This is a genomic window from Allobosea sp. GW823-FHT01F03 (assembly GCF_058798075.1).
The window spans coordinates 2,922,197-2,944,476 of record NZ_CM179505.1; the positions used below are offsets into that span (position 1 = coordinate 2,922,197).

General features: G+C 67.5%; 22 protein-coding genes. 11 read left to right on the plus strand and 11 right to left on the minus strand.

From position 1 onward, the window contains the following. Nucleotides 1–37: 37 nt before the first annotated feature. On the minus strand, nucleotides 38–1,732 hold the full coding sequence (locus tag AC3RCC_RS14125) for an ABC transporter permease (protein ID WP_492255660.1): 1,695 nt from the start codon (nucleotides 1,730–1,732) through the stop codon (nucleotides 38–40). Then, nucleotides 1,729–2,742, minus strand: coding sequence for an extracellular solute-binding protein (locus AC3RCC_RS14130; RefSeq protein WP_291637886.1), 1,014 nt, complete (start codon nucleotides 2,740–2,742; stop codon nucleotides 1,729–1,731). Before AC3RCC_RS14130 ends, AC3RCC_RS14125 begins: the two co-directional genes overlap by 4 nt. A 526-nt stretch (nucleotides 2,743–3,268) precedes the next feature. Here AC3RCC_RS14130 and ilvD point away from each other — a divergent pair. Next, nucleotides 3,269–4,999: a dihydroxy-acid dehydratase gene (gene ilvD, locus AC3RCC_RS14135; RefSeq protein ID WP_492255661.1), complete on the plus strand. Its 1,731-nt coding sequence runs from the start codon at nucleotides 3,269–3,271 to the stop codon at nucleotides 4,997–4,999. Then, nucleotides 4,986–5,942 carry a tetratricopeptide repeat protein gene (locus AC3RCC_RS14140; RefSeq protein WP_291637891.1) on the plus strand — a complete coding sequence of 319 codons (957 nt, stop codon included), beginning with the start codon at nucleotides 4,986–4,988 and terminating at the stop codon, nucleotides 5,940–5,942. The genes ilvD and AC3RCC_RS14140 overlap by 14 nt, the downstream gene beginning before the upstream one ends. 238 nt (nucleotides 5,943–6,180) lie before the next feature. Here the strand turns inward: AC3RCC_RS14140 and AC3RCC_RS14145 are convergent, their stop codons facing one another. The 3 genes from AC3RCC_RS14145 to AC3RCC_RS14155 form a co-directional block, all read right to left on the minus strand. Next, the gene (locus AC3RCC_RS14145; protein WP_492255662.1) at nucleotides 6,181–6,492 is read right to left on the minus strand and encodes a putative quinol monooxygenase; all 312 of its coding nucleotides are present in this window, start codon (nucleotides 6,490–6,492) and stop codon (nucleotides 6,181–6,183) included. 20 nt (nucleotides 6,493–6,512) lie between these two features. Then, nucleotides 6,513–7,292 (minus strand): exodeoxyribonuclease III, encoded by a 780-nt coding sequence (gene xth, locus AC3RCC_RS14150; RefSeq protein ID WP_492255663.1) that lies wholly within the window; start codon nucleotides 7,290–7,292, stop codon nucleotides 6,513–6,515. Nucleotides 7,293–8,086: 794 nt separating this feature from the next. Beyond that, complete coding sequence (locus AC3RCC_RS14155) at nucleotides 8,087–8,527, minus strand: BA14K family protein (protein WP_452116028.1); 441 nt, start codon at nucleotides 8,525–8,527, stop codon at nucleotides 8,087–8,089. 232 nt (nucleotides 8,528–8,759) lie between these two features. Here AC3RCC_RS14155 and AC3RCC_RS14160 point away from each other — a divergent pair, with 232 nt between their 5' ends. Then, nucleotides 8,760–9,332, plus strand: coding sequence for a TIGR00645 family protein (locus tag AC3RCC_RS14160; protein ID WP_291649806.1), 573 nt, complete (start codon nucleotides 8,760–8,762; stop codon nucleotides 9,330–9,332). Between the two features lie 120 nt (nucleotides 9,333–9,452). Here the strand turns inward: AC3RCC_RS14160 and AC3RCC_RS14165 are convergent, their stop codons facing one another. Beyond that, entirely contained in the window at nucleotides 9,453–10,961 is a 1,509-nt protein-coding gene (locus tag AC3RCC_RS14165; protein WP_291649808.1) for a helicase HerA domain-containing protein, read from the minus strand. Between the two features lie 127 nt (nucleotides 10,962–11,088). Beyond that, complete coding sequence (locus AC3RCC_RS14170; protein WP_492255664.1) at nucleotides 11,089–11,370, minus strand: YARHG domain-containing protein; 282 nt, start codon at nucleotides 11,368–11,370, stop codon at nucleotides 11,089–11,091. Nucleotides 11,371–11,531: 161 nt separating this feature from the next. Between AC3RCC_RS14170 and AC3RCC_RS14175 the strand changes: the two genes are divergently transcribed. The 7 genes from AC3RCC_RS14175 to AC3RCC_RS14205 all read left to right on the plus strand — a co-directional run bounded on the left by AC3RCC_RS14175 (nucleotide 11,532) and on the right by AC3RCC_RS14205 (nucleotide 18,095). Next, the gene (locus AC3RCC_RS14175; protein WP_492255665.1) at nucleotides 11,532–12,965 is read left to right on the plus strand and encodes a M48 family metalloprotease; all 1,434 of its coding nucleotides are present in this window, start codon (nucleotides 11,532–11,534) and stop codon (nucleotides 12,963–12,965) included. Nucleotides 12,966–13,001: 36 nt separating this feature from the next. Next, nucleotides 13,002–13,790 carry a DsbA family protein gene (locus AC3RCC_RS14180; protein WP_291637910.1) on the plus strand — a complete coding sequence of 263 codons (789 nt, stop codon included), beginning with the start codon at nucleotides 13,002–13,004 and terminating at the stop codon, nucleotides 13,788–13,790. A 249-nt stretch (nucleotides 13,791–14,039) separates the two neighbouring features. After that, nucleotides 14,040–14,501, plus strand: coding sequence for an acetyl-CoA carboxylase biotin carboxyl carrier protein (accB, locus tag AC3RCC_RS14185; RefSeq protein ID WP_492255666.1), 462 nt, complete (start codon nucleotides 14,040–14,042; stop codon nucleotides 14,499–14,501). A gap of 29 nt (nucleotides 14,502–14,530) precedes the next feature. Continuing rightward, nucleotides 14,531–15,895, plus strand: coding sequence for an acetyl-CoA carboxylase biotin carboxylase subunit (accC, locus tag AC3RCC_RS14190; RefSeq protein WP_492255667.1), 1,365 nt, complete (start codon nucleotides 14,531–14,533; stop codon nucleotides 15,893–15,895). A gap of 195 nt (nucleotides 15,896–16,090) precedes the next feature. Further along, on the plus strand, nucleotides 16,091–16,783 hold the full coding sequence (gene aat / locus AC3RCC_RS14195; protein WP_492255668.1) for a leucyl/phenylalanyl-tRNA--protein transferase: 693 nt from the start codon (nucleotides 16,091–16,093) through the stop codon (nucleotides 16,781–16,783). A gap of 85 nt (nucleotides 16,784–16,868) precedes the next feature. Beyond that, nucleotides 16,869–17,330: an Rrf2 family transcriptional regulator gene (locus tag AC3RCC_RS14200; protein ID WP_291649819.1), complete on the plus strand. Its 462-nt coding sequence runs from the start codon at nucleotides 16,869–16,871 to the stop codon at nucleotides 17,328–17,330. An 81-nt stretch (nucleotides 17,331–17,411) separates the two neighbouring features. Further along, nucleotides 17,412–18,095, plus strand: a complete 684-nt coding sequence (locus AC3RCC_RS14205; protein WP_492255669.1) for a class I SAM-dependent methyltransferase — start codon at nucleotides 17,412–17,414, stop codon at nucleotides 18,093–18,095. Here the strand turns inward: AC3RCC_RS14205 and AC3RCC_RS14210 are convergent. Both AC3RCC_RS14210 and AC3RCC_RS14215 read right to left on the minus strand, forming a co-directional pair. After that, nucleotides 18,086–18,472 (minus strand): VOC family protein, encoded by a 387-nt coding sequence (locus tag AC3RCC_RS14210; protein WP_291637921.1) that lies wholly within the window; start codon nucleotides 18,470–18,472, stop codon nucleotides 18,086–18,088. The genes AC3RCC_RS14205 and AC3RCC_RS14210 overlap by 10 nt on opposite strands. Before the next feature lie 3 nt (nucleotides 18,473–18,475). After that, nucleotides 18,476–19,099: a DUF2155 domain-containing protein gene (locus tag AC3RCC_RS14215; protein ID WP_291637922.1), complete on the minus strand. Its 624-nt coding sequence runs from the start codon at nucleotides 19,097–19,099 to the stop codon at nucleotides 18,476–18,478. Nucleotides 19,100–19,282: 183 nt separating this feature from the next. Between AC3RCC_RS14215 and AC3RCC_RS14220 the strand changes: the two genes are divergently transcribed. Beyond that, entirely contained in the window at nucleotides 19,283–20,629 is a 1,347-nt protein-coding gene (locus AC3RCC_RS14220; RefSeq protein ID WP_492255670.1) for an Nramp family divalent metal transporter, read from the plus strand. 90 nt (nucleotides 20,630–20,719) lie between these two features. On the opposite strand, the gene AC3RCC_RS14225 is transcribed toward AC3RCC_RS14220, so the two are convergent. Beyond that, complete coding sequence (locus AC3RCC_RS14225) at nucleotides 20,720–21,130, minus strand: NADH:ubiquinone oxidoreductase subunit NDUFA12 (RefSeq protein WP_291637926.1); 411 nt, start codon at nucleotides 21,128–21,130, stop codon at nucleotides 20,720–20,722. Nucleotides 21,131–21,221: 91 nt separating this feature from the next. Next, complete coding sequence (locus AC3RCC_RS14230) at nucleotides 21,222–22,229, minus strand: serine hydrolase domain-containing protein (RefSeq protein ID WP_492255671.1); 1,008 nt, start codon at nucleotides 22,227–22,229, stop codon at nucleotides 21,222–21,224. Nucleotides 22,230–22,280: the final 51 nt, after the last annotated feature.

A 22,280-nucleotide genomic window follows, 5' to 3' on the forward strand; every position in this document is an offset into this window, starting at 1 on the left:
TCCGACCGCTCGGGAATGTCGAGTTGCCGGCCCGGAATCAGCTTCCCGCGGCCAGCTTCTCGCCATTGCCGGCGCGCGCCAGCATGATCGCGGGGTAGATGCCGATCAGCACGATCAGGAGCGCCGCCAGCGCGCCATCCTCGAAGACGCCGCGCGAGGCGTGACCGTAGACCTGGGTCGCCAGCGTTTCGAAGTTGAGCGGCCGCAGGAGCAGCGTCATCGGCAGCTCCTTCATGCAGTCGACGAAGACCAGGAGCGCTGCTGCGGCGATCGCCGGACGGGTCAGCGGCCAGTGCAGCCGGCGCAGCAATTCGCGCCTTCCGGCGCCGAGAGAGCGGGCGGCATCGTCGATACGCGGCGAGATGCGGGCGAGCCCGCTCTGCGTGCCCGCCAGCGCGATCGACAGGAAGCGGACGAGATAGGCGATCACCAGCGCCGCGCCGGAGCCGAGCAGGAGCAGGCCGGGGCTGGCGCCGAAAACGGCCCGGCTGGCATCGGCGACGAGATTGTCGAAGGCGGCGAGGGGGACGAGCAGGCCGAGCGCCAGCACGGTTCCGGGCAGGGCGTAGCCGAGCGAGGCCAGCCTGGCGACAGCCGGAAGCCAGGGCTCGCGCCCGAGCCTGACCGCGGCGGCGACGCCGACCCCGACGGCGACGACGATGGCCGTCGCGGCGGCCGAGATCGCGAGCGTGTTGGCGAGCGAGCGCAACATCGCCGCATCGGCCTGGGCGATCAGGTCGCGCCGCAGGAATTCGCCGAAGAGAAAGGCGAGGGGCAGGATCGCGCCGAGCAGAACCGGCAGCGCGCAGGCTGCGCTCGCCGCCCAGGCGGCGCCGCGCGGCAATGGGCTGCGGCCGACCGGTCGCAGGCGCTTCACCGGCAGGGAGAAGCGCCTGGCGCCGCGGCTTTGCATCTCGACCAGGATCAGCCCGACGACGACGAGCAGCATGACGCAGGCGATCTGCGCGGCGCCGGGCAGCGACGAGCGGTTGAGCCAGGTCGTGTAGACCGAGAGCGTTAGCGAGCGGACGCCGAGATATTCGCTGGCACCGATATCGTTGAGGGTTTCGAGCAGAGCGAGGGTAAGCCCCGCGGCCAGGGCCGGCCGGGCCATGGGCAGGGCGACGCGCCGGAACAGCGTCCAGCGCGAGGCGCCGAGGGTACGTGCCGATTCGACGATGGCGGCACTCTGCATGCCGAACAGCGCCCGGACGCTGAGATAGACGTAAGGGTAGAGCACGAGGCCGAGGATCAGGATCGCGCCGGTGAGGTTGCGCGGGTCCGGGAACCAGTAGTCGCGCAGCGAGCGGTAGCCTGTCAGCGCCCGGAAGAGGCTCTGCAGCGGGCCCTGGAAGCCGAGAATTTCGACGTAGACATAGGCGGTGATGTAGGTCGGCATCGCCAGCGGCAGCACCAGCAGCCATTCCAGGCTCTTCCGTCCGGGGAATTCGTGCTGGGTCACGAGCCAGGCGGTGCCGACGCCGACAATGCCGCAAAAGACGGCGACGCCGGCGAGCAGCAGCAAGGTGTCGCCGAGAGCCGCCGGCAGGACATTGGCGGTCAGATGCGGCCAGACCGCCAGGGCCTCGCGCGACAGGGCGGTGAGGCCGAGCGAGAGAACCGGCAGAGCGACCAGAGCCGCGGCGAGCGCGGCGAGCAGGGCAAGACGCGTCGACGGCCGCCACAGATGTGACGGCCGTCCATTGGCGGGGCTGATGACAGCCTGGCTCAATTGTCGAAGCCGACCTTGTCGACCAGTTCGGAAGCAGCCTTGCGGTTCTTGGCGACGTCGCCGAGCGGAGTCGTGTCGGGCGTCAGGGCGCCGAGCAGCTTGACCGAGGCGGCTTCCTTGACGTCGGCATTGACCGGGTACTCGAAATTGCCGTCGGCATAGAGATGCTGGGCCTTCTCGCCGAGCATGTACTCGACCAGCTTGACCGCGTTCTCCTTGTTCGGCGCATTCTTGGCGATCGCCGCCGCCGAGACGTTCACATGGGTGCCGCCGCCGGCGAAGCTGCTCTTCAGCGGCTTGATCGCCTCGTACCAGCCCTTCTGCTCGTTCTTCGCCTGGCTCATCAGTCCGATATAGTAGGTGTTGATGATGGCGATGTCGCACTGGCCGGAGAGAATGTCACGCGCGACGTCGCGGTCGCCGCCGCCGGGCTTGCGGGCGACATTGGCCTTCAGGGCCTTGAGATAGGCCTCGGTCTTCTCGGCGCCGTTGCGGGCGAGATAGGCCGCGAAGAAAGCGTTGTTGTAGGGGTGCTGGCCGGCACGGATGCAGAACTTGCCCTTCCACTTGGGATCGGCGAGCTCCTCATAGGTGATCGCATCCTGCTTCACCCGGTCCTTCGAGGCGACGACGATGCGGGCGCGCTGGGTCAGCGTGACCCAGTTGTTGCCGGGGCCGCGCAGCGCGGCCGGCACGGTCTTGTCGACGAGCGCCGACTGGATCGGCTGGGTGATGCCGGCATCAGCGGCTTCGTTGATCTGGCCCACATCCACCAGCAGCATCACGTCGGCCGGGCTGTTGGCGCCCTCGGCCTTGATGCGCTCCTGCAGACCGTCCTTCAGGAAGACGGCGTTGACCTTGATGCCGGTATCCTTGGTGAAGGCCTCGATCACCGGGTTGAGCAGGGCCGGCTCGCGCGTGGTGTAGAGGTTGACGCTCTGTGCGAAAGCCGGGCCGGCGAGCAGGCAGGAAGTCAGCGCTGCGGCATAGAGGCGGGACTTTACGGACATGCTTCACTCCTGGTGCGGGCCCGAATGGCCTCGGGCGTCGGCAATGCAGGTAGAGCGCCAGCCGCTGGCGGTCAAGGAAATATGTAGCTTTATCAATGGGTTATACCGATTCTAAACTGGCTTCATTTTGGATTAATTCTAAAGATTAGACTGAGGATTCGGCATGGCTGGGCTGCCGCGGCGGGGGAAAGTGGCCAGCCCTGGGATGCCTCGGTGCATGCAAGAAGACGGCGCTGTAAACATTGCGCCAGTCGTTAAAATTCGTGACATTTCTACAACAATTGTTCGGATTGCAGCGGCGGCAAAGCTGAGCGCGGCAATTGCCGCGATGCCGCCACAAAGCGCTCCCAGCAAATGAACCTGCCAATTCGTCGCGGTATGGAAGATTTGAGATTGATTTTCCGGGTTTCCGGAAAGGATTTCAGGCTTCCTGCAGGCGGAGGGGGTGGCGTTGCGTCCCGCGATGGCCGCGTGGCACATCGGGTCGCGCAGAAGGCGCGGCTTGCGGTCAGGAAGACAGAGTACGATGGACGGACGCGTTTTCGATAAGTCTAAGCTCCCCAGCCGGCATGTCAGCGTCGGCCCGGCCCGCGCTCCGCACCGTTCCTATTATTACGCCATGGGCATGACCGCGCGGCAGATCGCGCAGCCCTTCGTCGGCGTCGCCTCCTGCTGGAACGAGGCCGCGCCCTGCAACATCGCGCTGATGCGCCAGGCCCAGGCTGTCAAGAAGGGCGTCGCCTCGGCCAGCGGCACGCCCCGCGAATTCTGCACCATCACGGTCACCGACGGCATCGCCATGGGCCATCAGGGCATGAAGTCCTCGCTGGCCTCGCGCGAGGTCATCGCCGACTCGGTCGAGCTCACCATGCGCGGCCATTGCTATGATGCGCTCGTCGGGCTCGCCGGCTGCGACAAGTCGCTGCCGGGCATGATGATGGCGATGGTGCGCCTCAACGTGCCCTCGATCTTCATCTATGGCGGCTCGATCCTGCCCGGCAGCTTCAAGGGCAAGCCGGTGACGATCCAGGACGTGTTCGAGGCCGTCGGCAAGCATTCGGTCGGCGCCATGTCGGACGAGGATCTCAAGGAGTTGGAGGAGGTGGCCTGCCCGTCCTCCGGCTCCTGCGGCGCCCAGTTCACCGCCAACACCATGGCGACGGTCGCCGAGGCGATCGGCCTGGCGCTGCCCTATAGCTGCGGCGCGCCGGCGCCCTACGACGTCCGCGACACCTTCTGCTACACCGCCGGCGAGATGGTGATGGAGCTGATCGCCCGGAACATCCGGCCGCGCGACATCGTCACCCGCAAGGCGCTCGAAAATGCCGCCATGGTCGTCGCGGCTTCCGGCGGCTCGACCAATGGCGCGCTGCATCTGCCGGCGATCGCGCATGAATGCGGCATCGATTTCGATCTCTTCGCCGTGGCCGAGATCTTCAAGAGGACGCCCTACATCGCCGATCTGAAGCCGGGCGGGAAATATGTCGCCAAGGACATGTTCGAGGTCGGCGGCATTCCGCTGCTGATGAAGACCCTGCTCGACCACGGCTATCTGCATGGCGACTGCATGACGGTCACCGGCCGCACCATCGCCGAGAACCTCGCCTCGGTGAAATGGAATGACGAGCAGGACGTGATCCGTCCGGCCAACAAGCCGCTTTCCGACAATGGCGGAGTCGTCGGCCTGGTCGGCAATCTCGCGCCCGAAGGTGCGATCGTGAAGATCGCCGGCATGCCGGCCGAGAGCCTGGTCTTCAGCGGCCCGGCGCGCTGCTTCGACTGCGAGGAGGACGCGTTCAAATGCGTCGCCAACCGCGAATACAAGGTCGGTGACGTGCTGGTGATCCGCTATGAGGGCCCCAAGGGCGGCCCCGGCATGCGTGAGATGCTGGCGACGACCGCGGCGCTCTACGGCCAGGGCATGGGCGACAAGGTCGCGCTGATCACCGACGGGCGATTCTCGGGCGCGACGCGCGGTTTCTGCGTCGGCCATGTCGGCCCGGAGGCGGCTGTCGGCGGGCCGATCGGCCTGATCCGCGACGGCGACATCATCGAGCTCGACGCCATCACAGGAAAGCTCGCAGTCCGCCTTTCTGATGCCGAACTTGAGGAGCGTCGTAAGGCCTGGAAGCCGCGCGGGACCGACTACAACTCCGGCGCGCTCTGGAAATACGCGCAGACCGTCGGCTCCGCCAAGGGAGGGGCCGTCACCCACCCCGGAGGGGCGGCCGAGACCCATTGCTATGCGGATATCTGAAACCATCCTAGCCGGAGCCCTGTTCGTCCTGGGCTGCCAGCCGGTCGCCTGGGCGCAGGAGCTGAACGGGCAGCGCGGGCTGGTCCCGCCGCGTCCGATCCCCGGCATCGCCCTGCCTGAGCCGGAGGATGGCGCGGTCGGCGAGCCGTCTCCGCTCGCCGGCGGGCGGGCCATCGCGCCAGCGCCGAGCGGGCCGGTCGCCCACACCGCCCTGCCGCTCGCACCCTTCAGCAGTGCACGCGACGCGCTGAAGGCCTGGATGCGCGATTCCTCGGCCGGCGACCAGGCCGGCGCAGTGCGCGCGCTCGAATTCGCCGCCTCGCGCGGGCATCTCGCCGCGCAGTTCAAGCTTGGCCGCGTCTATGCCAGTGGCGACGGCGTTCCGGTCAATGATCTCAAGGCTTTCGAGTATTTCTCGAAGATCGCGGATGAGAATGCCGACCAGATCCCCGGCACCTCGGATGCGCGCATCGTCGCCAGCGCCTTCGTCGCGCTCGGCGGTTATTTCCTCGACGGCATCAAGGGCACCTATGTGAAGCCTAATGCCGACCGCGCCTTCGACATGTTCCACTATGCCGCCTCCTATTTCGGCGACTCGGATGGCCAGTACAATCTCGCGCGGCTCTATCTGAACGGCACCGGCGCACAGCGCGATCCGCGCCAGGCGGCGCGCTGGATGAAGCTCGCCGCCGAGAAGGGCCATGCCCCGGCGCGCGCGGTTTTCGGCGACATGCTGCTGCGCGGCGGCGATGGCGTCCCGCGCCATCCGATCCTCGGCCTGATGTGGCTGGCACTGGCTCGCGAGGGCGCCGACGCGACCCGCGAGGGCTGGATCGTCGAGCGTTGCGACGCTGCCTTCGGAGCAGCGAGCCCCGCCGACCGGACGGCGGCGCTCGCCCTGGTCGAACGCCAGCAGGTGGCTGGGCGCGGCGCGCGGCGCTGAGGCCTGTATCCAGGCGCGCTGGTCGCCTCAGCGCGAATCCCGATCGGCATCGGCCTCTTCGGACGGGAGGGATGTGTTCATCCCGGCATGCGGCGGCTCGCCCAGATGACGATGTCCGTGCGCCGAGCGCGCTGCACTTCGCATCGGACCGGAGAATGGAATCCGTTTTCCGGAAAATTCTGGTGCGATCACAATGAGATAGATCGCCGTGACCGCGTCCGAACGGACGCGCGGCGATCTAGGCGCCGAAGGCATCCATCAGGATGAAGGTGCCGTCCTGTCTTTGATGGCGGTTGATCAGGGGCACCAGCCGGGTGAAGTGCTCCGTCCGGCAATGGGCGTCGAGCGCGGCGCGGTCCGGCCATTCCTCGACGAAGATGAAATGGCCCGGGTCCTTCCGGTCGACGAAAAGCTCATAGCCGAGGCATAGCGGCTCGGCCCGCGTCTTCTCGACGAGTTCGCGATAAAGCGGCGCGACCAGTTCCAGCGCGTCCAGCCGGATGAAGTCCTGGGCGATCACCTTCAGCACGCGCTTGTTCCCGATGGTCATGGCGAGAGCGGCAGTGCCGGTCAGTTCAGCTCGATCAGCACCGGGACATGGTCGGAGGCCTTTTCCCAGCCGCGGACATGCTTGGCTATGGAGACGCCGGCGAGCCGGTCTGCCGCCTGCGGCGAGAGCAGGAGATGGTCGATGCGGATGCCATTGTTCCGCTGCCAGGCGCCGGCCTGATAGTCCCAGAAGGTGTAGAGGCCGGGCGCGTCGGTCGAGGCCCGCAAGGCCTCGGTGAAGCCGAGATTGACGAGCTTGCGGAAGGCGGTGCGGGTCGGCGGCAGGAACAGCGCATCGCCGGCCCAGGCTGCGGGATCGCGCGCGTCGCGCGGCTCGGGGATGACATTGTAGTCGCCGGCGAGCACCAGCGGTTCCTCATGGGCGAGCAGGCCGCGTGCATGCACGGTCAGGCGCTCCATCCAGGCGAGCTTGTAGGGATATTTCTCGGTGTTGGGCGGGTTGCCGTTCGGCAGGTAGATCGAGGCGAGCCGGACGACGCCGTCGCCATGAGGCAGGACGCCTTCGAGATAGCGCGCCTGTTCGTCGCCATCATCGCCCGGCAGGCCGCGCCTGACATCCTCGAGCGTGCTGCGCGAGAGGATGGCGACGCCGTTGAAGGTCTTCTGGCCATGGGTCGTGACCTGCCAGCCGGCCTCCTCGATCTCGGCCCGCGGAAAGTCGCCATCGACGCATTTCAGCTCCTGCAGGCAGAGCGCATCGGGCTCGGCCTCCTTCAGGAAGGCGAGCAGGTGCTGAAGCCGCTGGCGGACCGAGTTGACGTTCCAGGTGGCGATACGCACGGGCTGACTCCGGATTCTCAGGGCTCGCCACCATAAGGACCCCAGCGGGCGCCAAGGCAAGTCAGCAGGCGTGTCAGGCAGCGAGGGCGGCGCGTTTCTCCGGGAAGACGCCGGACCATCTTCGCCGGCCCGGCTCACGACGCGCCCGGCGCGACCTCGAAGAGGAGCCGGAGGCCGGGTCGTCGGCTCCCGACCCCTTGCGGAACTCAACCGGTGACGGTCACGATGTTCCTTCGGTGAGGCAATGGAGCTACGGGTGTCGCGCAATAGGACAGTTAATATCGTCTCGTCTGTTTTATCGGCCGGGATCACGGTGTTTTTTGGGAGCCTAGCCTATGAGGCCCACACCGACGCGCGCGTCTTTGCTCGTTCTCCGCACGCTGACGCGACGATCATCTCGGTCGAGACCTCAAAGGGCGGAGCATTCGGCCGCATCCGATTTTCAGCGGAACGCAACATTGACGGCGGCGACTGCGAAACTAGCGTCCGGCTTGGCAGCTCTTCGGACGGTTTCCGTCTTGGCCAAAATGTGCCGATTGTCCTCCGAGACCGTCCCTGCTCGCCTCCTATTGTCGGCACGGCGCTACAAACTCCGTACTTCTACGTTGCAGTCTCCTTGGCAGGTTTGATCGGAGTTCTTGTCTATGGAGCTCGTGCAGCGCGCCCGTGACTGCTGACGTCAGCTCCCGACCCATCTCGGACATGCGCAGCCCAAGGTGCTTCGCTTTGGCCACAACGAAAAAGGCCTCCCCATGCGGGAAGGCCTCGATGCTAGCCGGAGCTGCGCCTGGCGCTTACGGGCAGGCGCGGACCACGCCGCCGGTGCCGATATAGGTGCCGGTCTCGGGGTCGTAGGTGCGGAAGCGGCGCGAGCAATAGGCGATCGCGTCGGCGTCCGGCGTGGCGTAGACCGGACCGCGATAGGGCGGGGGCACCGGCTCGGCATAGACCGGGCCGGGCGCGAGCAGGGCCCCGGCGGCCAGGGCACCGATCGCGCCAGCCGCGATGCCGGCACCGACCGCGGCGCCGCGATTATAGCGATAGCCACCATAATAGCCGCCGCGGTAACCGTAGCGCGGACCGTAATAGCGGCGATACTGCACGGTCTCGACGAGGCCCGCATCAGCGGCCGCGGTGACGGCGGCAGTAGCGGGCGCCAGCGGCGCTGCATTGGCCGGGGCGGCGAGAACGAACGCGCCTGCGGCAGCGGCTGCGATCATGGTCGTCCTGAACATCGAAAAACTCCTTTCCTCTCCAACGCGAGAGGAACGCTGACTGTTCCCCCGGGGGCCGCCGCCACTATCGGCGGCGACGGCGCATAGCCGAATGCACTAATCGTCAAAAGCGGCGAAAGTTCAACGTTCTCGATGCGTATTCGGTATTTTTGCTTGCGAAAATCGCGGGAACTCACCATTTCGCGCTGCACAAGGCGCTTGGCGTCCGATTCCCCAGAGGCCCGAACCCGACATGTCGCACCCCGTCGAACCCACCGGCGCGCTGCCGGCCGCCACGCTGAAGCCGCTTCCGATGATCATCTTCGCCTCGCGCTGGCTGCAGGTGCCGCTCTATCTCGGCCTGATCGTGGCACAGTGCGTCTATGTCTTCCTGTTCCTGAAGGAACTCTGGCACCTCGTCACCCATGCCTTCGACTTCAGCGAGCAGCAGATCATGCTGGTCGTGCTCGGCCTGATCGATGTGGTGATGATCTCCAACCTGCTGATCATGGTGATCGTCGGCGGCTACGAGACCTTCGTCTCGCGGCTGAAGCTGCAGGGCCATCCCGACCAGCCGGAATGGCTCAGCCACGTCAATGCCTCGATCCTCAAGATCAAGCTGGCCATGGCGATCATCGGCATCTCGTCGATCCACCTGCTGCGGACCTTCATCGAGGCCGGCAATATCGGCATCGCCGGGCGCACCGCGAACTACACCGAGACCGGCGTGCTGCTGCAGACGCTGATCCATGTCGTCTTCATCTTCTCGGCGATCGGCATCGCCTGGGTCGACAAGATGACGATCGGCAACGGCAAGGGACATTGATCTGACGCGCGTCATGCTCGGGCTCGACCCGAGCATCTCTGGCCGTAAAGGGCGCTGACTGGAGCCTTCTCGTCATGAGATTCTCGGCCCCCCGCGACGCTGCGGCCGAGAATGACGTAACTACCCCCGCGCCCGACGCGGCGGCAGGCCCTTGATCTGCGGCGAGGCGAGGCCGGGAGCGGTCTCGACGCCGAGGGTCGGCAGGGCCAGCGTGCGTTGGCCGCGGAAGTCGACATGGCAGACGAGGAGCCCGCGCTCTTCGATATAGCCGAGCAGCCGGCGGGCCCGGCTCGGCGAATGGCTGCCATAGGCCTCGGCCAGCTCGGCGTCGGAGGGGCTAGGGACGCCCTCGATCGCGCTGCGGGCGATGAACAGGAAGAGCCCGTGCAGGTCCTCCGGCAGCGTCTCGGCGGCGGTGAGGGCCTTCTCCCAGGCCTCGGAGGACAGCACCGCCTCGCTCGCCCCGGCGCGGGCGACGGCGAGCCGCTTGCGGAAGGCCTCCAGTCCGGTTTCGGGGCCGCTGACGCGGCGCATGCGGCAGCGCACGGTGAAATCCTGGTAGAGCACCGCGACCGGCCGGTCGCGCGCCTCGGTATCGTCGAGCAGCTCGTTGAGGATTTCGACGAGCGCCGCCTCGCGCTCTTCCGGTTCCATCTCGATCTCGGGCTCCGGGGGCGGCATGGGCGGCTGGTGCGTCTCGATCCGGCGGATGATCTCGGGGGCGACGGCCGGGCGCGGGCGCGGCTGGCGCGGCCAGGGAGCGGGGGCGACCTCGTCCTCACCTGCGGTGAAGATCAGCTTGCTGGCATCCTCCGGCGCCTGCTCGGGCAGCGGCAGCAGGCTGGGCGCTCCACCGCGGTCGACCGAGGCGACGGAGCCGATCCGCACCGGCAGGGGGCGGCGCGACAGGGCCGGGCCGAGCGCGACGAACTGGCCGCGTTCGAGATCGCGGAACATCTCGGCCTGGCGCCGGTCCATGCCGAGCAGGTCGGCGGCGCGCTGCATGTCGATGTCGAGGAAGGTGCGGCCCATCAGGAAGTTCGAGGCCTCGGCCGCGACGTTCTTGGCGAGCTTGGCGAGGCGCTGGGTCGCGATCACGCCGGCCAGCCCGCGCTTGCGACCTCGGCACATCAGATTGGTCATGGCGCCGAGCGAGAGGCGGCGCGCCTCGTCGGAGGCTTCGCCCGCCATCACCGGGGCGAAGAGCTGCGCCTCGTCGACGACGACCAGCATCGGATACCAGTTGGAGCGGTCGACATCGAACAGGCCGCCGAGGAAGGCGGCGGTGGCGCGCAATTGCTCGTCGGCGTCGAGCTCCTCGAGATTGAGCACGACCGAGACGCGGTGCTGGCGCACGCGCAGCGCGATTCGCTGCAGCTCGGGCGGGCTCGCCGTGCCGTCGACGACGACATGGCCGAACTGGTCGGCCAGCGAGACGAAGTCGCCTTCGGGGTCGATCACCGCCTGCTGCACCAGCGGCGCGCTCTGTTCGAGCAGGCGGCGCAGCAGATGCGATTTTCCCGAGCCGGAATTGCCCTGGACCAGCAGCCGGGTCGCCAGCAGTTCGGCGAGATCGAGCTCAGCGGGCTCGCCGCTGCGCGTCGAACCCATGTCGATGCCAGTCTTCATGCCGGGAGATATGCTACCTTCGATCCACGCTGGCCAGCCCCGCCAGCAAGGCGCGGGCCGCGCGCCCGTCTAGCATGGCAAGCGGTCGCTGGGGGACGACCCCGCCCGGCATCCACAGAAAATGGCCTCAGCGCGGGCAGCCATGGGTGCGCTCGACGCGCTGGATGTCGGCGATCTGCCGGCGCTGACTCGTCGAGAGCGGGACGTCCTCGACATTGTCATAGGCACAGCCGGCATTGCCGAAGGCGCGAATGGCGCGCTCGGTGCGGAAGCAATAGCCCTGGGCCTTGTAGATCTCGTTGCGCTGGTACCAGAGATCCTCGCAGGTCTGGGCCTCGGCCGAGTGGATGATGGCGAACGACGACAGGGCGAGGCCTGCGCCGACTGCCAGGAGCAGCGATCTCGGCATGGGACGGCGCGCGTTTTCAGTCACCATTGTGAAAGCCTCCTGCTTCGGGCGAGAATTGTTTTCGCTTCGCCGCCACGACCGCATCATGATCCTGCGGCAAAGGGCTGGCAAAACCGTGAATTGACGCCTCCGTCCGCCAGGAACGACAAGACCGCGAAGCCATGAATGCCGAACCTGCTATCGCCTTCCCACGCCTGCAAGCCCGCCGCCGCCCGGCGCGGACGCTTCGGCGCGTGCTGGCGGTGCTCGGTGGCGCGCTGGCAGCTTTCGCTCCGGCCCAGGCCCAGGCCCAGAAGCGCTCGATCGCGCTGATCCGCGATGCCGAGATCGAGCAATTGCTGCGCGACTATGCGACGCCGATCTTCAAGGCGGCCGGGATCAATGCGCGCGGTACCCGAATCATCCTGATCAACGACCGCGCCTTCAACGCCTTCGTCGCCGACGGCAAGTCGATCTTCGTCAATATCGGCGTGCTGATGGATGCCGCGACCCCGAACGAGGTGATCGGCGTGCTGGCGCATGAGAGCGGCCATCTCGCCGGCGGCCATCTCGCCCGGCTGCGCCAGGAGATCCACGGCGCGCAGATCCTCTCGATCGCCGGTCTACTGGCCGGCGCCGGCGCCGTCGTCGCCGGCGCGCGCGGCGGCGGTAGCGCGATGGGCAATCCCGGCATCGGCGCGATGGGCGCCCTGACCGGGCCGCAGGAACTCGTCCGCCGCTCGCTGCTCGCCTATCAGCGCTCGGAGGAGCAGGCGGCCGACCGGGCCGCGGTGCGCTATCTCGGCGCCGCCGGCATGTCGGCGAAGGGCATGCTCACCGTCTTCGGGCGCTTCGCCGAGAACAGCGCCTTCCTGACGCGCAGCATCGATCCCTACACGATCAGCCATCCGATGCCGACCGAGCGCGTCGCCCAGCTCGAGACGCTGGCCAAGGCCAGCCCGCATTTCAACAAGGCCGATCCGCCGGAGCTGCAGGCACGGCACGACCTGATGCGGGCCAAGCTGATGGGCTTCGTCGAGCGGGAATCGGGCGTCGCCCGGCGCTATGGCATGGCCGACCAGTCGATGGCGGCACGCTATGCCCGCGCGATCAGCGATTATCGCTCAGGCCGCATGGCGCAGGCCCTGGTGGCGATGGACAAGCTCAGCGCCGAGCAGCCGCGCAACGCCTATTTCCTCGAACTCAAGGGCCAGGCGCTGCTCGAGGCGGGCCGCGCCCGCGAAGCCGTGCCGGTGCTGCGTCAGGCGGTCGCGCTGGCGCCGCAGGCCGGGCTGATCCGGCAGATGCTCGGTCATGCGCTGCTCTCGACCGGGCAGGCGGGTCTGCTGGACGAGGCGATCCGCGAACTCTCGAACGCCGCTTCGCGCGAGCCCGATTCCGCCGAGGTGCACCAGCACCTCTCCAATGCCTATGCGGCCAAGGGCAACATCGCCATGGCCGAACTCTCGGCGGCGCAGTATGCCTTCGCCAAGGGCGACTGGACGGTCGCGCATACGCAAGCCAGCAGGGCGCTCGGCAAATTGCCACAGGGATCGCCCGCGGCGCTGCGCGCGCGCGACATCGTCGACTATGTTCCTCCCGACAAGCAACGCTAGCGGCCGCCGGCCGTGGCCCTGAAAGGACCTACACCAATGCTGCTTTCCCCGCTTCGCCGCCTCGCCATGGCCGGCCTCGCTGCGGCCGCGCTCGGCCTCGGTGCCATGCCGGCCAAGGCCCAGGCCCCGGCGCTGACGCCCGAGCAGCGCCAGGCCGTGGTCGATCTCGTCCGCGAGACGCTGCTGAAGAACCCGGAGCTGATCCAGGAGGCGATGGTCGAGCTCGAGCGGCGTAACCAGCTCGCCCAGGTCGAGGCGCAGCGCAATGCGCTCTCGGCCGAGAAGGCCAGCCTCGTCGACCCCGCGACCTCGGTCATCGCCGGCAATCCGCAGGGCGACGTCACCATCGTCGAGTTCATGGATTACAATTGCGGCTTCTGCAAAAGGGCGATGGAAGACGTCAACACGCTCGTCAAGGCCGATCCGAAGCTGAAGGTCGTGATCAAGGACTTCCCGATCCTCGGGCCGGATTCGGTCGAGGCCAGCCGCGTTGCGATCGCTGCCAAGGCGCAGCTCCAGGGTCAGAAATACTGGGACTTCCACCTCAAGCTGATGGGCACCAAGGGCCGCATCAACGGCGCCAAGGCGATGGAGATCGCCAAGGAGGCCGGCGCGGACATCGAACGGCTGAAGAAGGACATGGAGGCGCCGGCGACCCGCGCCGTGATCGAGCACACCGTGGCACTCGGCGACAGGCTCGGCCTGACCGGCACGCCGGCCTTCGTGATCGGCGACGAGGTCGTCTTCGGTGCGGTCGGTGCGCCCGCCCTGAAGCAGAAGATCGAATCGGTCCGCAAATGCGGCAAGGCGACCTGCAGCGGCTGAACGGCAGGGCGGACCAGCTGGACGGGATCGGAGGCGGCGCTACGCTTTTCTGGGGCGCTGCAGGCGATTTTCGCCGGCAAACGGGGGGAGGCGGTCGCCTTCTCCCTTCCCCTGAACCGCCGTTCCGGCTAAGACGCGCCGACGCGGCGCGGCCGCCGGCTTGATCCGGCGCCATTCATTCGCATATCCGCTTTTCCTTCGGGACGTGCCGTCCCATCCATCGAGCTTACAAAGACGGTGAAGTCCGCCATGGCGACCAAGAGCCCCATCGATCCGGAACTCGTGCGCGAAATGGCGCAGCTGATCAACGAGACGGACCTGACCGAGATCGAGGTGCAGAAGGGCGATCTGCGCATCCGCGTGGCGCGCACCATCACCGCGACCGTGATGGCGCCGGTCGCTTCGGCGCCGGTCATGGCAGCCGCGCCGGCACCTGTCGCCGCCGCGCCGCTCGAGGCCAAGGCCGGAGCCGCGCATCCCGGCACGGTGAACTCGCCGATGGTCGGCACCGCCTATCGCCGGCCCTCGCCCGATGCCAAGCCCTTCATCGAGGTCGGCCAGGAGGTTAAGGCCGGCGAGCGCGTGCTGCTCGTGGAAGCGATGAAGACCTTCAACGACATCGTCGCGCCGCGCGCCGGCAAGGTCATCGCCATCCTGGTCGAGGACGGACAGCCGGTCGAATACGGCGAGCCGCTGCTGGTGATCGAGTGAGGCCGGCGCCGGACGGGAGCGGGCTGAAGATGTTTGACAAGATCCTGATCGCAAACCGCGGCGAGATCGCCCTGCGCGTGCTGCGCGCCGCCAAGGAACTCGGCATCGCCACGGTCGCCGTGCATTCGACCGCCGACGCCAACGCCATGCATGTGCGCCTGGCCGACGAGAGCGTCTGCATCGGCCCGCCGCCGGCGCGCGAGAGTTATCTCAATATTCCCGCCTTGATCGCCGCCTGCGAGATCACCGGCGCAGATGCGGTTCATCCCGGCTACGGCTTCCTCTCCGAGAATGCCCGCTTCGCCGAGATCCTCGAGCGGCACAACATCACCTTCATCGGCCCCAAGGCCGAGCATATCCGCAGCATGGGCGACAAGATCGAGGCCAAGCGCACCGCCAAGCGCCTCGGCATCCCCTGCGTTCCGGGTTCGGAAGGCGGGGTCGCCGATGACGAGGAGGCGCTGCGCATTATCAGAGAGATCGGCCTGCCGGTCATCATCAAGGCGGCGTCCGGCGGCGGCGGCAAGGGCATGAAGGTCGTGCGCAGCGAGGACGAGATATCCGTCCTGCTCGCCACCGCTCGCAGCGAGGCCAAGGCCAATTTCGGCGACGATGCCGTCTATATCGAGAAATATCTCCAGAAGCCCCGCCATATCGAGATCCAGGTGCTCGGCGACGGCAAGGGCCGGGCGATCCATCTCGGCGAGCGCGACTGCTCGCTGCAGCGGCGTCACCAGAAGGTCTGGGAGGAGGGGCCGTCGCCCGCCCTCAATGCCGGTGAGCGCGACAAGATCGGTAATATCTGCGCCAAGGCGATGGCCGATATGGGCTATCTCGGCGCCGGCACGATCGAGTTCCTCTACGAGGACGGCGAGTTCTACTTCATCGAGATGAACACCCGTATCCAGGTCGAGCATCCGGTCACCGAGATGATCACCGGGATCGACCTGGTCAACGAGCAGATCAGGATCGCCGCCGGCGCGCCGCTCTCGATCCGCCAGCAAGACGTGATCATCGAGGGCCATGCCATCGAGTGCCGCGTCAACGCCGAGCATCCGTCGACCTTCCGGCCGTCTCCGGGGAAGATCGCCTCGTTCCACACGCCGGGCGGTCTGGGCGTGCGCGTCGATTCGGCGGCCTATCAGGGCTATGTCATCCCGCCGCATTACGACTCGCTGGTCGGCAAGCTGATCGTGCACGGCCGCAATCGCGACGAATGCCTGATGCGCCTGCGTCGCTCGCTCGACGAGTTCGTCGTCGACGGCGTCGACACGACCCTGCCGCTGTTCCGCACCCTGGTGCGCAACCAGGACATGCTGAACGGCGACTACAACATCCACTGGCTGGAGAAGTTCCTGGCCAATGGCGGCATGGGGCAGCCCATCGAGGGGTGAGCCTTTCCTTCTCCCCTTGCGGGAGAAGGTGGCGCGCAGCGCCGCATGAGGGGTCGCGCCAGGCTTTCCGCTTCGGCATGATGGCGAGATTGCAAGGTCGCGAAACCCCTCACCCCAACCCTCTCCCGCAAGGGGAGAGGGGGCTGGTCGCGACCCTGGTTTGACAGGCTGGCGCGCCCGCGCTCCCATCACTGCATGAAGGCCCGTTCCAGACCCGTGCGCGCGCCCACGATCACGCCGGAAATCCTGCTGCGCGCCTATGCCGGCGGGGTCTTCCCGATGGCCGAGAGCGCCGAGGATCCCGGCCTGTTCTGGGTCGAGCCCGAGATTCGCGGCATCATCCCGCTCGATGCCTTCCACGTCCCCGGCAGGCTGCGGCGCACCGTGCGCTCCGATCGTTTCGAGATCCGCGTCGACCACGACTTCGAGCCGGTGATCGCAGCCTGCGCCGAAAGCCGCCCGGATCGCGAGGAGACCTGGATCAACCGGCGCATCCGCGCGCTCTATGGCGAGCTTTTCGCTCTCGGTTTCGTCCACACCGTCGAGTGCTGGCGCGAGGGACATCTGGTCGGCGGCCTCTACGGGCTTTCGCTCGGCGGGGCCTTTTTCGGCGAGAGCATGTTCCATCGCGAGACCGATGCCTCGAAGGTAGCGCTGGTGCATCTCGTGGCGCGGCTGCGGCGGGGCGGCTACCGGCTGCTCGACGCCCAGTTCCAGACCGCCCATCTCGCCCAGTTCGGCACGCGCGAGCTGCCGCGGGAGATCTATCGCAGCTTGCTCGAGCCGGCGATCGCCAGCGAAGCGCAATGGTGGAGCTGGCCGCGGGAGAAGCGCGTCAGCGGCAGCGAGGCGCTGGCGGAACTGGAGAGCGTGCCCGGCGCGCGCTGAAGATTCGGCAGTCACGGGAAAAGGACGGACTCGCGGCAAGGCGAGGTGCTTGATCTTGGCCGTGTCACGAAACATATGAAGTTCCATGAAGCGCGACAGCCGATTGTCCGGGGTGCTGCATGTCCTGCTGCATATGGCGGAACAGGATGGCCCGGTGACCTCCGAAGTTCTCGCCAGGGCGATGGCGACCAATCCCGTGGTGATCCGGCGGGTGATGGCGGGCCTGCGCGACCAGGGCTATGTCCGTTCCGAGAAGGGGCATGGCGGCGGCTGGACCATTGCCTGCGATCTTTCGAAGGTGACATTGCGCGACATCTACGACGCGCTCGGCAGCCCCTCGCTGCTGGCCATCGGCAACCGGACGGAGGCCCCCGGCTGCCTCGTCGAGCAGGTGGTGAACGCGGCGCTCGACCAAGCCTTCGCCGATGCCGAGGCCCTGCTGCTCGCCCGCCTCGGAGAGGTGACGCTGGCTGGACTGAGCGCCGGCTTCCATGCGCGGCTCGTCGCCCGTGGCGGCCGCCACGATCTGGAAGCTTCCCATGGTTGAAGCAGTCTGCCGTCGCCTGGCCGCATGGCAGTGGAGCGCTGGTTCTTGCCGCTTTCAGCAGCCGAAGACGAGGCCGATCTCATGAACGCATCGACGGCGCCATTCTCGGACCCCGCGGCGGTCGCCCGCTATGCGGAAGGCCCGCCGCGCTTCGTGCCCGGCTTTCACGATCTCCATAAGATGACCGGCATCCTGCTGGCGGAACGGGCTCCTGAAGACGCTCGGGTGCTGGTCCTGGGGGCCGGGGGCGGGCTCGAGCTCAAAGCCTTGGCGCAGGCCCGGCCGGGCTGGGTCTTCGACGGTGTCGATCCGGCGGCCGAAATGCTGAAACTAGCCGGCCAGACGCTGGGGCGGCTCGGCAGGCGCGTCGATCTTCACGAGGGCTATATCGAGGATGCGCCGGAAGGGCCGTTCGATGCGGCGACCTGCCTGCTGACCCTGCATTTCCTGGCGCCCGAAGACAGGCGGCGCACGCTGGGCGAGATCCATCGCAGGCTGAAGCCCGGGGCGCCCTTCGTCGCCGCCCATGCCAGCTTCCCGCAGGGGGAGGGTGAGAGGGGACTCTGGCTCTCGCGCTACGCTGCCTTCGCCACGGCTTCGGGGACGGACCCGGCCAAGGCGGAGAATGCCCGCGCGGCGGTCGCAACGCATCTCCAGCTGCTCAGTCCCGAGGAGGACGAGGCAATCCTGCGGGATGCCGGGTTCTCGCAGGTCAGCCTGTTCTACACGGGCTTCAGCTTCCGCGGCTGGGTCGGCTACGCCTGATCCTCAGGGGTAGGGAACGCTTCCGGCGCGGGCTGCCAGAGCTCGATCGGATTGCCCTCGGGATCATGGATGCGGCAGAAGCGGCCAACCTCCGAATCCCATTCGGGGCGGGTTTCCACCGCGATGCCGGCGGCCTTCAGCGCGGCCATCATCGCGTCGAGATCGTCGACGCGGAAATTCACCATCCATTGCTGCTCTGGCCGGCCGAAATAGTCGCTCGTCGCGGCAAAGGGGCCGAAAATGGTCGGGCCTGCATCCTGGCGCCAGACCGCCTTGGCGAGGTCGTCGATACCGAGATGACGCTCATACCAGGCGGCAAGGGCCTGCGGGTCACCGGCGCGGAAGAAAAGACCGCCTATGCCGGTGACGCGCGCCATGGTTCAGTTTCCGCCGGTCGGGTCGCGGCCACCGCCGGCCGGGTTGGTCGGGAAGAAGCGCTGCGTCGGGGCACGCGGCTGCACCGGCACGCCCTGCGGCGGAGCGACGTCGATGCGCTGATTGCTGCCCGGCGCGCCCGGGGGCGGCGTCTCGCGGGCCGGTCGCACCGGGCGCTCCGGACGCTGGCCCGCGGTCGGCGGCGGGGTGGCCTCTGGCTCCTTGGGATCGACGACCAGCTCGGTGCCGCCTTTGCAGTCGGTCAGCCAGACATCGTAGATCGCGTGCTCGACGCCGTGCAGGCCGGGGCTCGCCGCATACATCCAGCCGGTGAAGATCCGCCGGTATTCGTTGTTGAAGGTGACCTCGTCGACCTCGGTGAAGCTCGTGGTCTGCGGCGCCTCGGTCGGCGGCCGCGTCCAGCAGACGCGCGGCGTCAGCTGCAGGGCGCCGAACTGCACGGTCTCGTCGATCGCGACCTCGAAGGAGATGATCCGGCCGGTGATCTTGTCGAGCCCGGCAAAGACCGCGACCGGATTGCGGATGCGGTCGGCCTTGGCCGGGGCCGCCAGCGCGAGCGCGGCGCCGGACAGGGCGGCTAAGGCGAGGCTTCTGCGGAGCGAGGGCATGCTGGCTTGCGATTCTCTTCCAGCGCGGCGCGGCCGCGTCGGCGCGGACGTAGCACGGCAATCGCAGCGGAAAAAGGGCGGAGGCCGGCGACGGGCGGTGGCCACGGATCTGCAACAATGCTCTTGCGATCCATTAGCAACTGAATATCTTGCGAATAGATCGCAGTTGCAGATTGGACGGCAATGGACGCACGGGTCGACAGGCCGCAGCCCGGCTGGCGCAGCGAGCGGGGCGAAGCCTCCCTCTCCGATGTCCATCGCTCCATCGCCATCCGCCCGAGCGGGCCCGGCTGGCGACGAGCAGCCGCCTTCGTCGGGCCGGGCTATCTCGTCGCCGTCGGCTATATGGATCCCGGCAACTGGGCGACCTCGCTCGCCGGCGGCTCGAAGTTCGGCTACACGCTGCTCGTTGTCGCGCTGGTCTCCAACATCATGGCGATCGTGCTGCAATCGCTGTGCGCGCGGCTCGCGATCGCTTCAGGTCGCGACCTCGCCCAAGCCTGCCGCGACGCCTATCCGAAGCCGGTCTCTTTCGTCCTGTGGCTGCTGGCCGAGATCGCGATCATCGCCACCGACATCGCCGAGGTGATCGGCACGGCGATCGGCCTGAACCTGATCTTCGGCATCCCGCTCGAGCTCGGCGTGATCATCACGGCGCTCGACGTGTTCCTGATCCTCTATCTGCAGAAGCTCGGCTTCCGCTGGATCGAGGCGCTGGTGATCACGTTGCTCGGCGTGATCGCGCTCTGCTTCGCGATCCAGATCGCGCTCGCCGATCCCGATTGGGGGCAGGTGGTTCGCGGTTTCGCGCCGACGACCGAGATCGTCCGCAATCCCGAGATGCTCTATCTCGCGCTCGGTATCCTCGGCGCGACGGTGATGCCGCATAATCTCTACCTGCACTCGGGCATCGTGCAGACCCGCGCTTATGGCGCGAGCCTGCCGGAGAAGCGCCAGGCGCTGAAATACGCGACCATCGATTCGACGGTGGCGCTGATGTTCGCGCTGACCATCAACGCCTCGATCCTGATCCTGGCGGCTGCGACCTTCCACAAGACCGGACAGACCGCCGTCGCCGAGCTCGGCGATGCCCACAAGCTGCTCGGCCCGCTGCTCGGACTGGCGATCGCCCCGACCCTGTTCGGCATCGCGCTGCTCTGCTGCGGCATCAACTCGACGGTGACGGCGACGCTGGCCGGCCAGATCGTGATGGAGGGCTTCCTCAAGATCAGGCTTCCGCCCTGGCTGCGCCGGCTGATCACGCGCGGCATCGCCATCATCCCGGCGGCGGCGGTGACGATCTGGTACGGCGACAGCGGCACGGCGCAGCTGCTGATCCTGACCCAGGTCGTGCTCTCGCTGCAGCTCTCCTTCGCTGTCTTCCCGCTGGTGATGTTCACCGCCGACAGGACCAAAATGGGCGAACTCGTCGCGCCGCTCTGGCTCGTCGCCTTCGCGGTGCTGATCGCGCTGGTGATCGCGGCGCTGAACCTCAAGCTGCTGGTCCATTTCGCCAGCGGGGCCGGATAGGGCGGGTTTGGTCCGGACAAAGAAAAGCGCGCGAACCCCGGGAGGTGCGCGCGCTGCATCAGGATGGACTGTGTCGAAGGGCGGGTGCGCTCAGCGGCCCGGCGTCCAGGCCTCGTAATCGCCGGTTGCCGGCGGGCGCTCATTCTCGGCCAGGGTCGAGCCGGAGGGGCGATAGGCGAGGGCGGTGCCGGTATGGTTCGGCTGATGCGGCTGCTCCCAGTCGCGCGCAGCGTATTTCTCTTCGGAGGGCGCGATGTCGACGGTGTGGTGCAGCCAGCCGTTCCAGCCGGACGGGATCGTCGAGGCCTCGATCGGGCCGTTATAGACGACCCAGCGACGCTGGATGCCGAGGGCCTTGTCCTTGGCGCCACCCTTGGTGCGGTAATAGACGTTGCCGAACTGGTCCTCGCCGACCTTCTCGCCGAAGCGCCAGGTGTGGAAGCGCGTGCCGAGGGTCTGGCCGTTCCACCAGGTGAAGATCTGAAGCAGGGTCTGGTTCATCGCTCTTGTCCGGAGGCGCTCGGGCTCGCGCGACTTATGTCGTCCAGCGCCCGCGATGTCCAGTGCGGCCGGGCGCAGCAGGCATGCATGGCTACGGCGCTGCCGCCACGATCCGCCGCAGCAGGCCGATGAAGTCCCGGGTGCGGGTTCCTCTTCGGCTGTTCCCGGATTCGGCGGTCTGGACCACCACCAGGCGCTTGCCCGGGACGATGGCGAGCAACTGCCCGCCATAGCCGGAGGCGAGCGCCGCGCCCTTGCCGAAACCGTCTTCCGGCAAGGTCCACCACATATAGCCATAGCCACGCGTCGGCCGATCGGTCGCGGCATGGGTAGTGGTCGATTCGCGCACCCAGGCTGCCGGTACCAGCTGGCGCCCGTCCCAGCTTCCGCCATTGGCGAAGAGCACGCCGAAGCGGGCTAGATCGCGCGCGCTCATCCGGAACGGATAGGCCGGGTGCCGGGAGGCAGGCGATTGCGCATAGCGACCATCCGCGGCCGAGAGGTCCTGCATGCCGATCGGTGCGGCGATACGGCGGGCGAAGCTCTCGAAGATGTCCTCGCCGGTGCGCTGGCGATAGATCGTGCCGAGCGCGTTGAAGTCCCAGTTGTTGTAGAACCAGAACGTCCCAGGCTCGTGGCTGCCGCGGGCCGGCCGCTTCTCCCTGATCTCGGAGGTCTCGTGCGCCGCCGGGAGATAGATGCCGGAGCGAGCGGTCAGCAGGTTGCCGACGGTCGCGTCCTTCTCCTGCTCCGAGAGCCCGGGCGGCTTCTCGTCGATGCGGAGTTCACCGAGCGTCGAGTCGAGGTCGATCCGTCCTTCTGCGACCGCGATGCCATAGAGCGCGCTCAGCAGGCTCTTGCGGACCGAGGCGACGCCGACCTTGCGGGCCGGGTCGCCGAAGGAGGCGATGACGGCGCCGTTCTGCACCAGCAGCAGGGCGGTCGGCTTGCGCAGGTCGGCATAGTCCAGCAATGGCTGCAGCGCGGCTGCGGACCAGCCTGCCGTGGCGGGATCGGCGGTCCGCCACTCCTTGTGGGGCTCGGCCCGTGCTGGCAACACCCAGAGACAGAGCACGATGATTGCGAGCAGGCGTTGCATCGGTTCGGCTCCTGGTGTCCTGCGCGCATCAGGCGGGGCAATCCCGGCGAC

Excerpts from the sequence above, each read along its gene's own strand:
- AC3RCC_RS14130 (WP_291637886.1), bottom strand. The coding sequence starts at position 2,742 with ATGTCCGTAAAGTCCCGCCTCTATGCCGCAGCGCTGACTTCCTGCCTG.
- ilvD (WP_492255661.1), top strand. The coding sequence starts at position 3,269 with ATGGACGGACGCGTTTTCGATAAGTCTAAGCTCCCCAGCCGGCATGTC.
- AC3RCC_RS14140 (WP_291637891.1), top strand. The coding sequence starts at position 4,986 with ATGCGGATATCTGAAACCATCCTAGCCGGAGCCCTGTTCGTCCTGGGC.
- AC3RCC_RS14145 (WP_492255662.1), bottom strand. The coding sequence starts at position 6,492 with ATGACCATCGGGAACAAGCGCGTGCTGAAGGTGATCGCCCAGGACTTC.
- AC3RCC_RS14155 (WP_452116028.1), bottom strand. The coding sequence starts at position 8,527 with ATGTTCAGGACGACCATGATCGCAGCCGCTGCCGCAGGCGCGTTCGTT.
- AC3RCC_RS14160 (WP_291649806.1), top strand. The coding sequence starts at position 8,760 with ATGTCGCACCCCGTCGAACCCACCGGCGCGCTGCCGGCCGCCACGCTG.
- AC3RCC_RS14165 (WP_291649808.1), bottom strand. The coding sequence starts at position 10,961 with ATGAAGACTGGCATCGACATGGGTTCGACGCGCAGCGGCGAGCCCGCT.
- AC3RCC_RS14170 (WP_492255664.1), bottom strand. The coding sequence starts at position 11,370 with ATGCCGAGATCGCTGCTCCTGGCAGTCGGCGCAGGCCTCGCCCTGTCG.
- AC3RCC_RS14175 (WP_492255665.1), top strand. The coding sequence starts at position 11,532 with ATGAATGCCGAACCTGCTATCGCCTTCCCACGCCTGCAAGCCCGCCGC.
- AC3RCC_RS14180 (WP_291637910.1), top strand. The coding sequence starts at position 13,002 with ATGCTGCTTTCCCCGCTTCGCCGCCTCGCCATGGCCGGCCTCGCTGCG.
- accB (WP_492255666.1), top strand. The coding sequence starts at position 14,040 with ATGGCGACCAAGAGCCCCATCGATCCGGAACTCGTGCGCGAAATGGCG.
- accC (WP_492255667.1), top strand. The coding sequence starts at position 14,531 with ATGTTTGACAAGATCCTGATCGCAAACCGCGGCGAGATCGCCCTGCGC.
- aat (WP_492255668.1), top strand. The coding sequence starts at position 16,091 with ATGAAGGCCCGTTCCAGACCCGTGCGCGCGCCCACGATCACGCCGGAA.
- AC3RCC_RS14200 (WP_291649819.1), top strand. The coding sequence starts at position 16,869 with ATGAAGCGCGACAGCCGATTGTCCGGGGTGCTGCATGTCCTGCTGCAT.
- AC3RCC_RS14205 (WP_492255669.1), top strand. The coding sequence starts at position 17,412 with ATGAACGCATCGACGGCGCCATTCTCGGACCCCGCGGCGGTCGCCCGC.
- AC3RCC_RS14210 (WP_291637921.1), bottom strand. The coding sequence starts at position 18,472 with ATGGCGCGCGTCACCGGCATAGGCGGTCTTTTCTTCCGCGCCGGTGAC.
- AC3RCC_RS14215 (WP_291637922.1), bottom strand. The coding sequence starts at position 19,099 with ATGCCCTCGCTCCGCAGAAGCCTCGCCTTAGCCGCCCTGTCCGGCGCC.
- AC3RCC_RS14220 (WP_492255670.1), top strand. The coding sequence starts at position 19,283 with ATGGACGCACGGGTCGACAGGCCGCAGCCCGGCTGGCGCAGCGAGCGG.
- AC3RCC_RS14225 (WP_291637926.1), bottom strand. The coding sequence starts at position 21,130 with ATGAACCAGACCCTGCTTCAGATCTTCACCTGGTGGAACGGCCAGACC.
- AC3RCC_RS14230 (WP_492255671.1), bottom strand. The coding sequence starts at position 22,229 with ATGCAACGCCTGCTCGCAATCATCGTGCTCTGTCTCTGGGTGTTGCCA.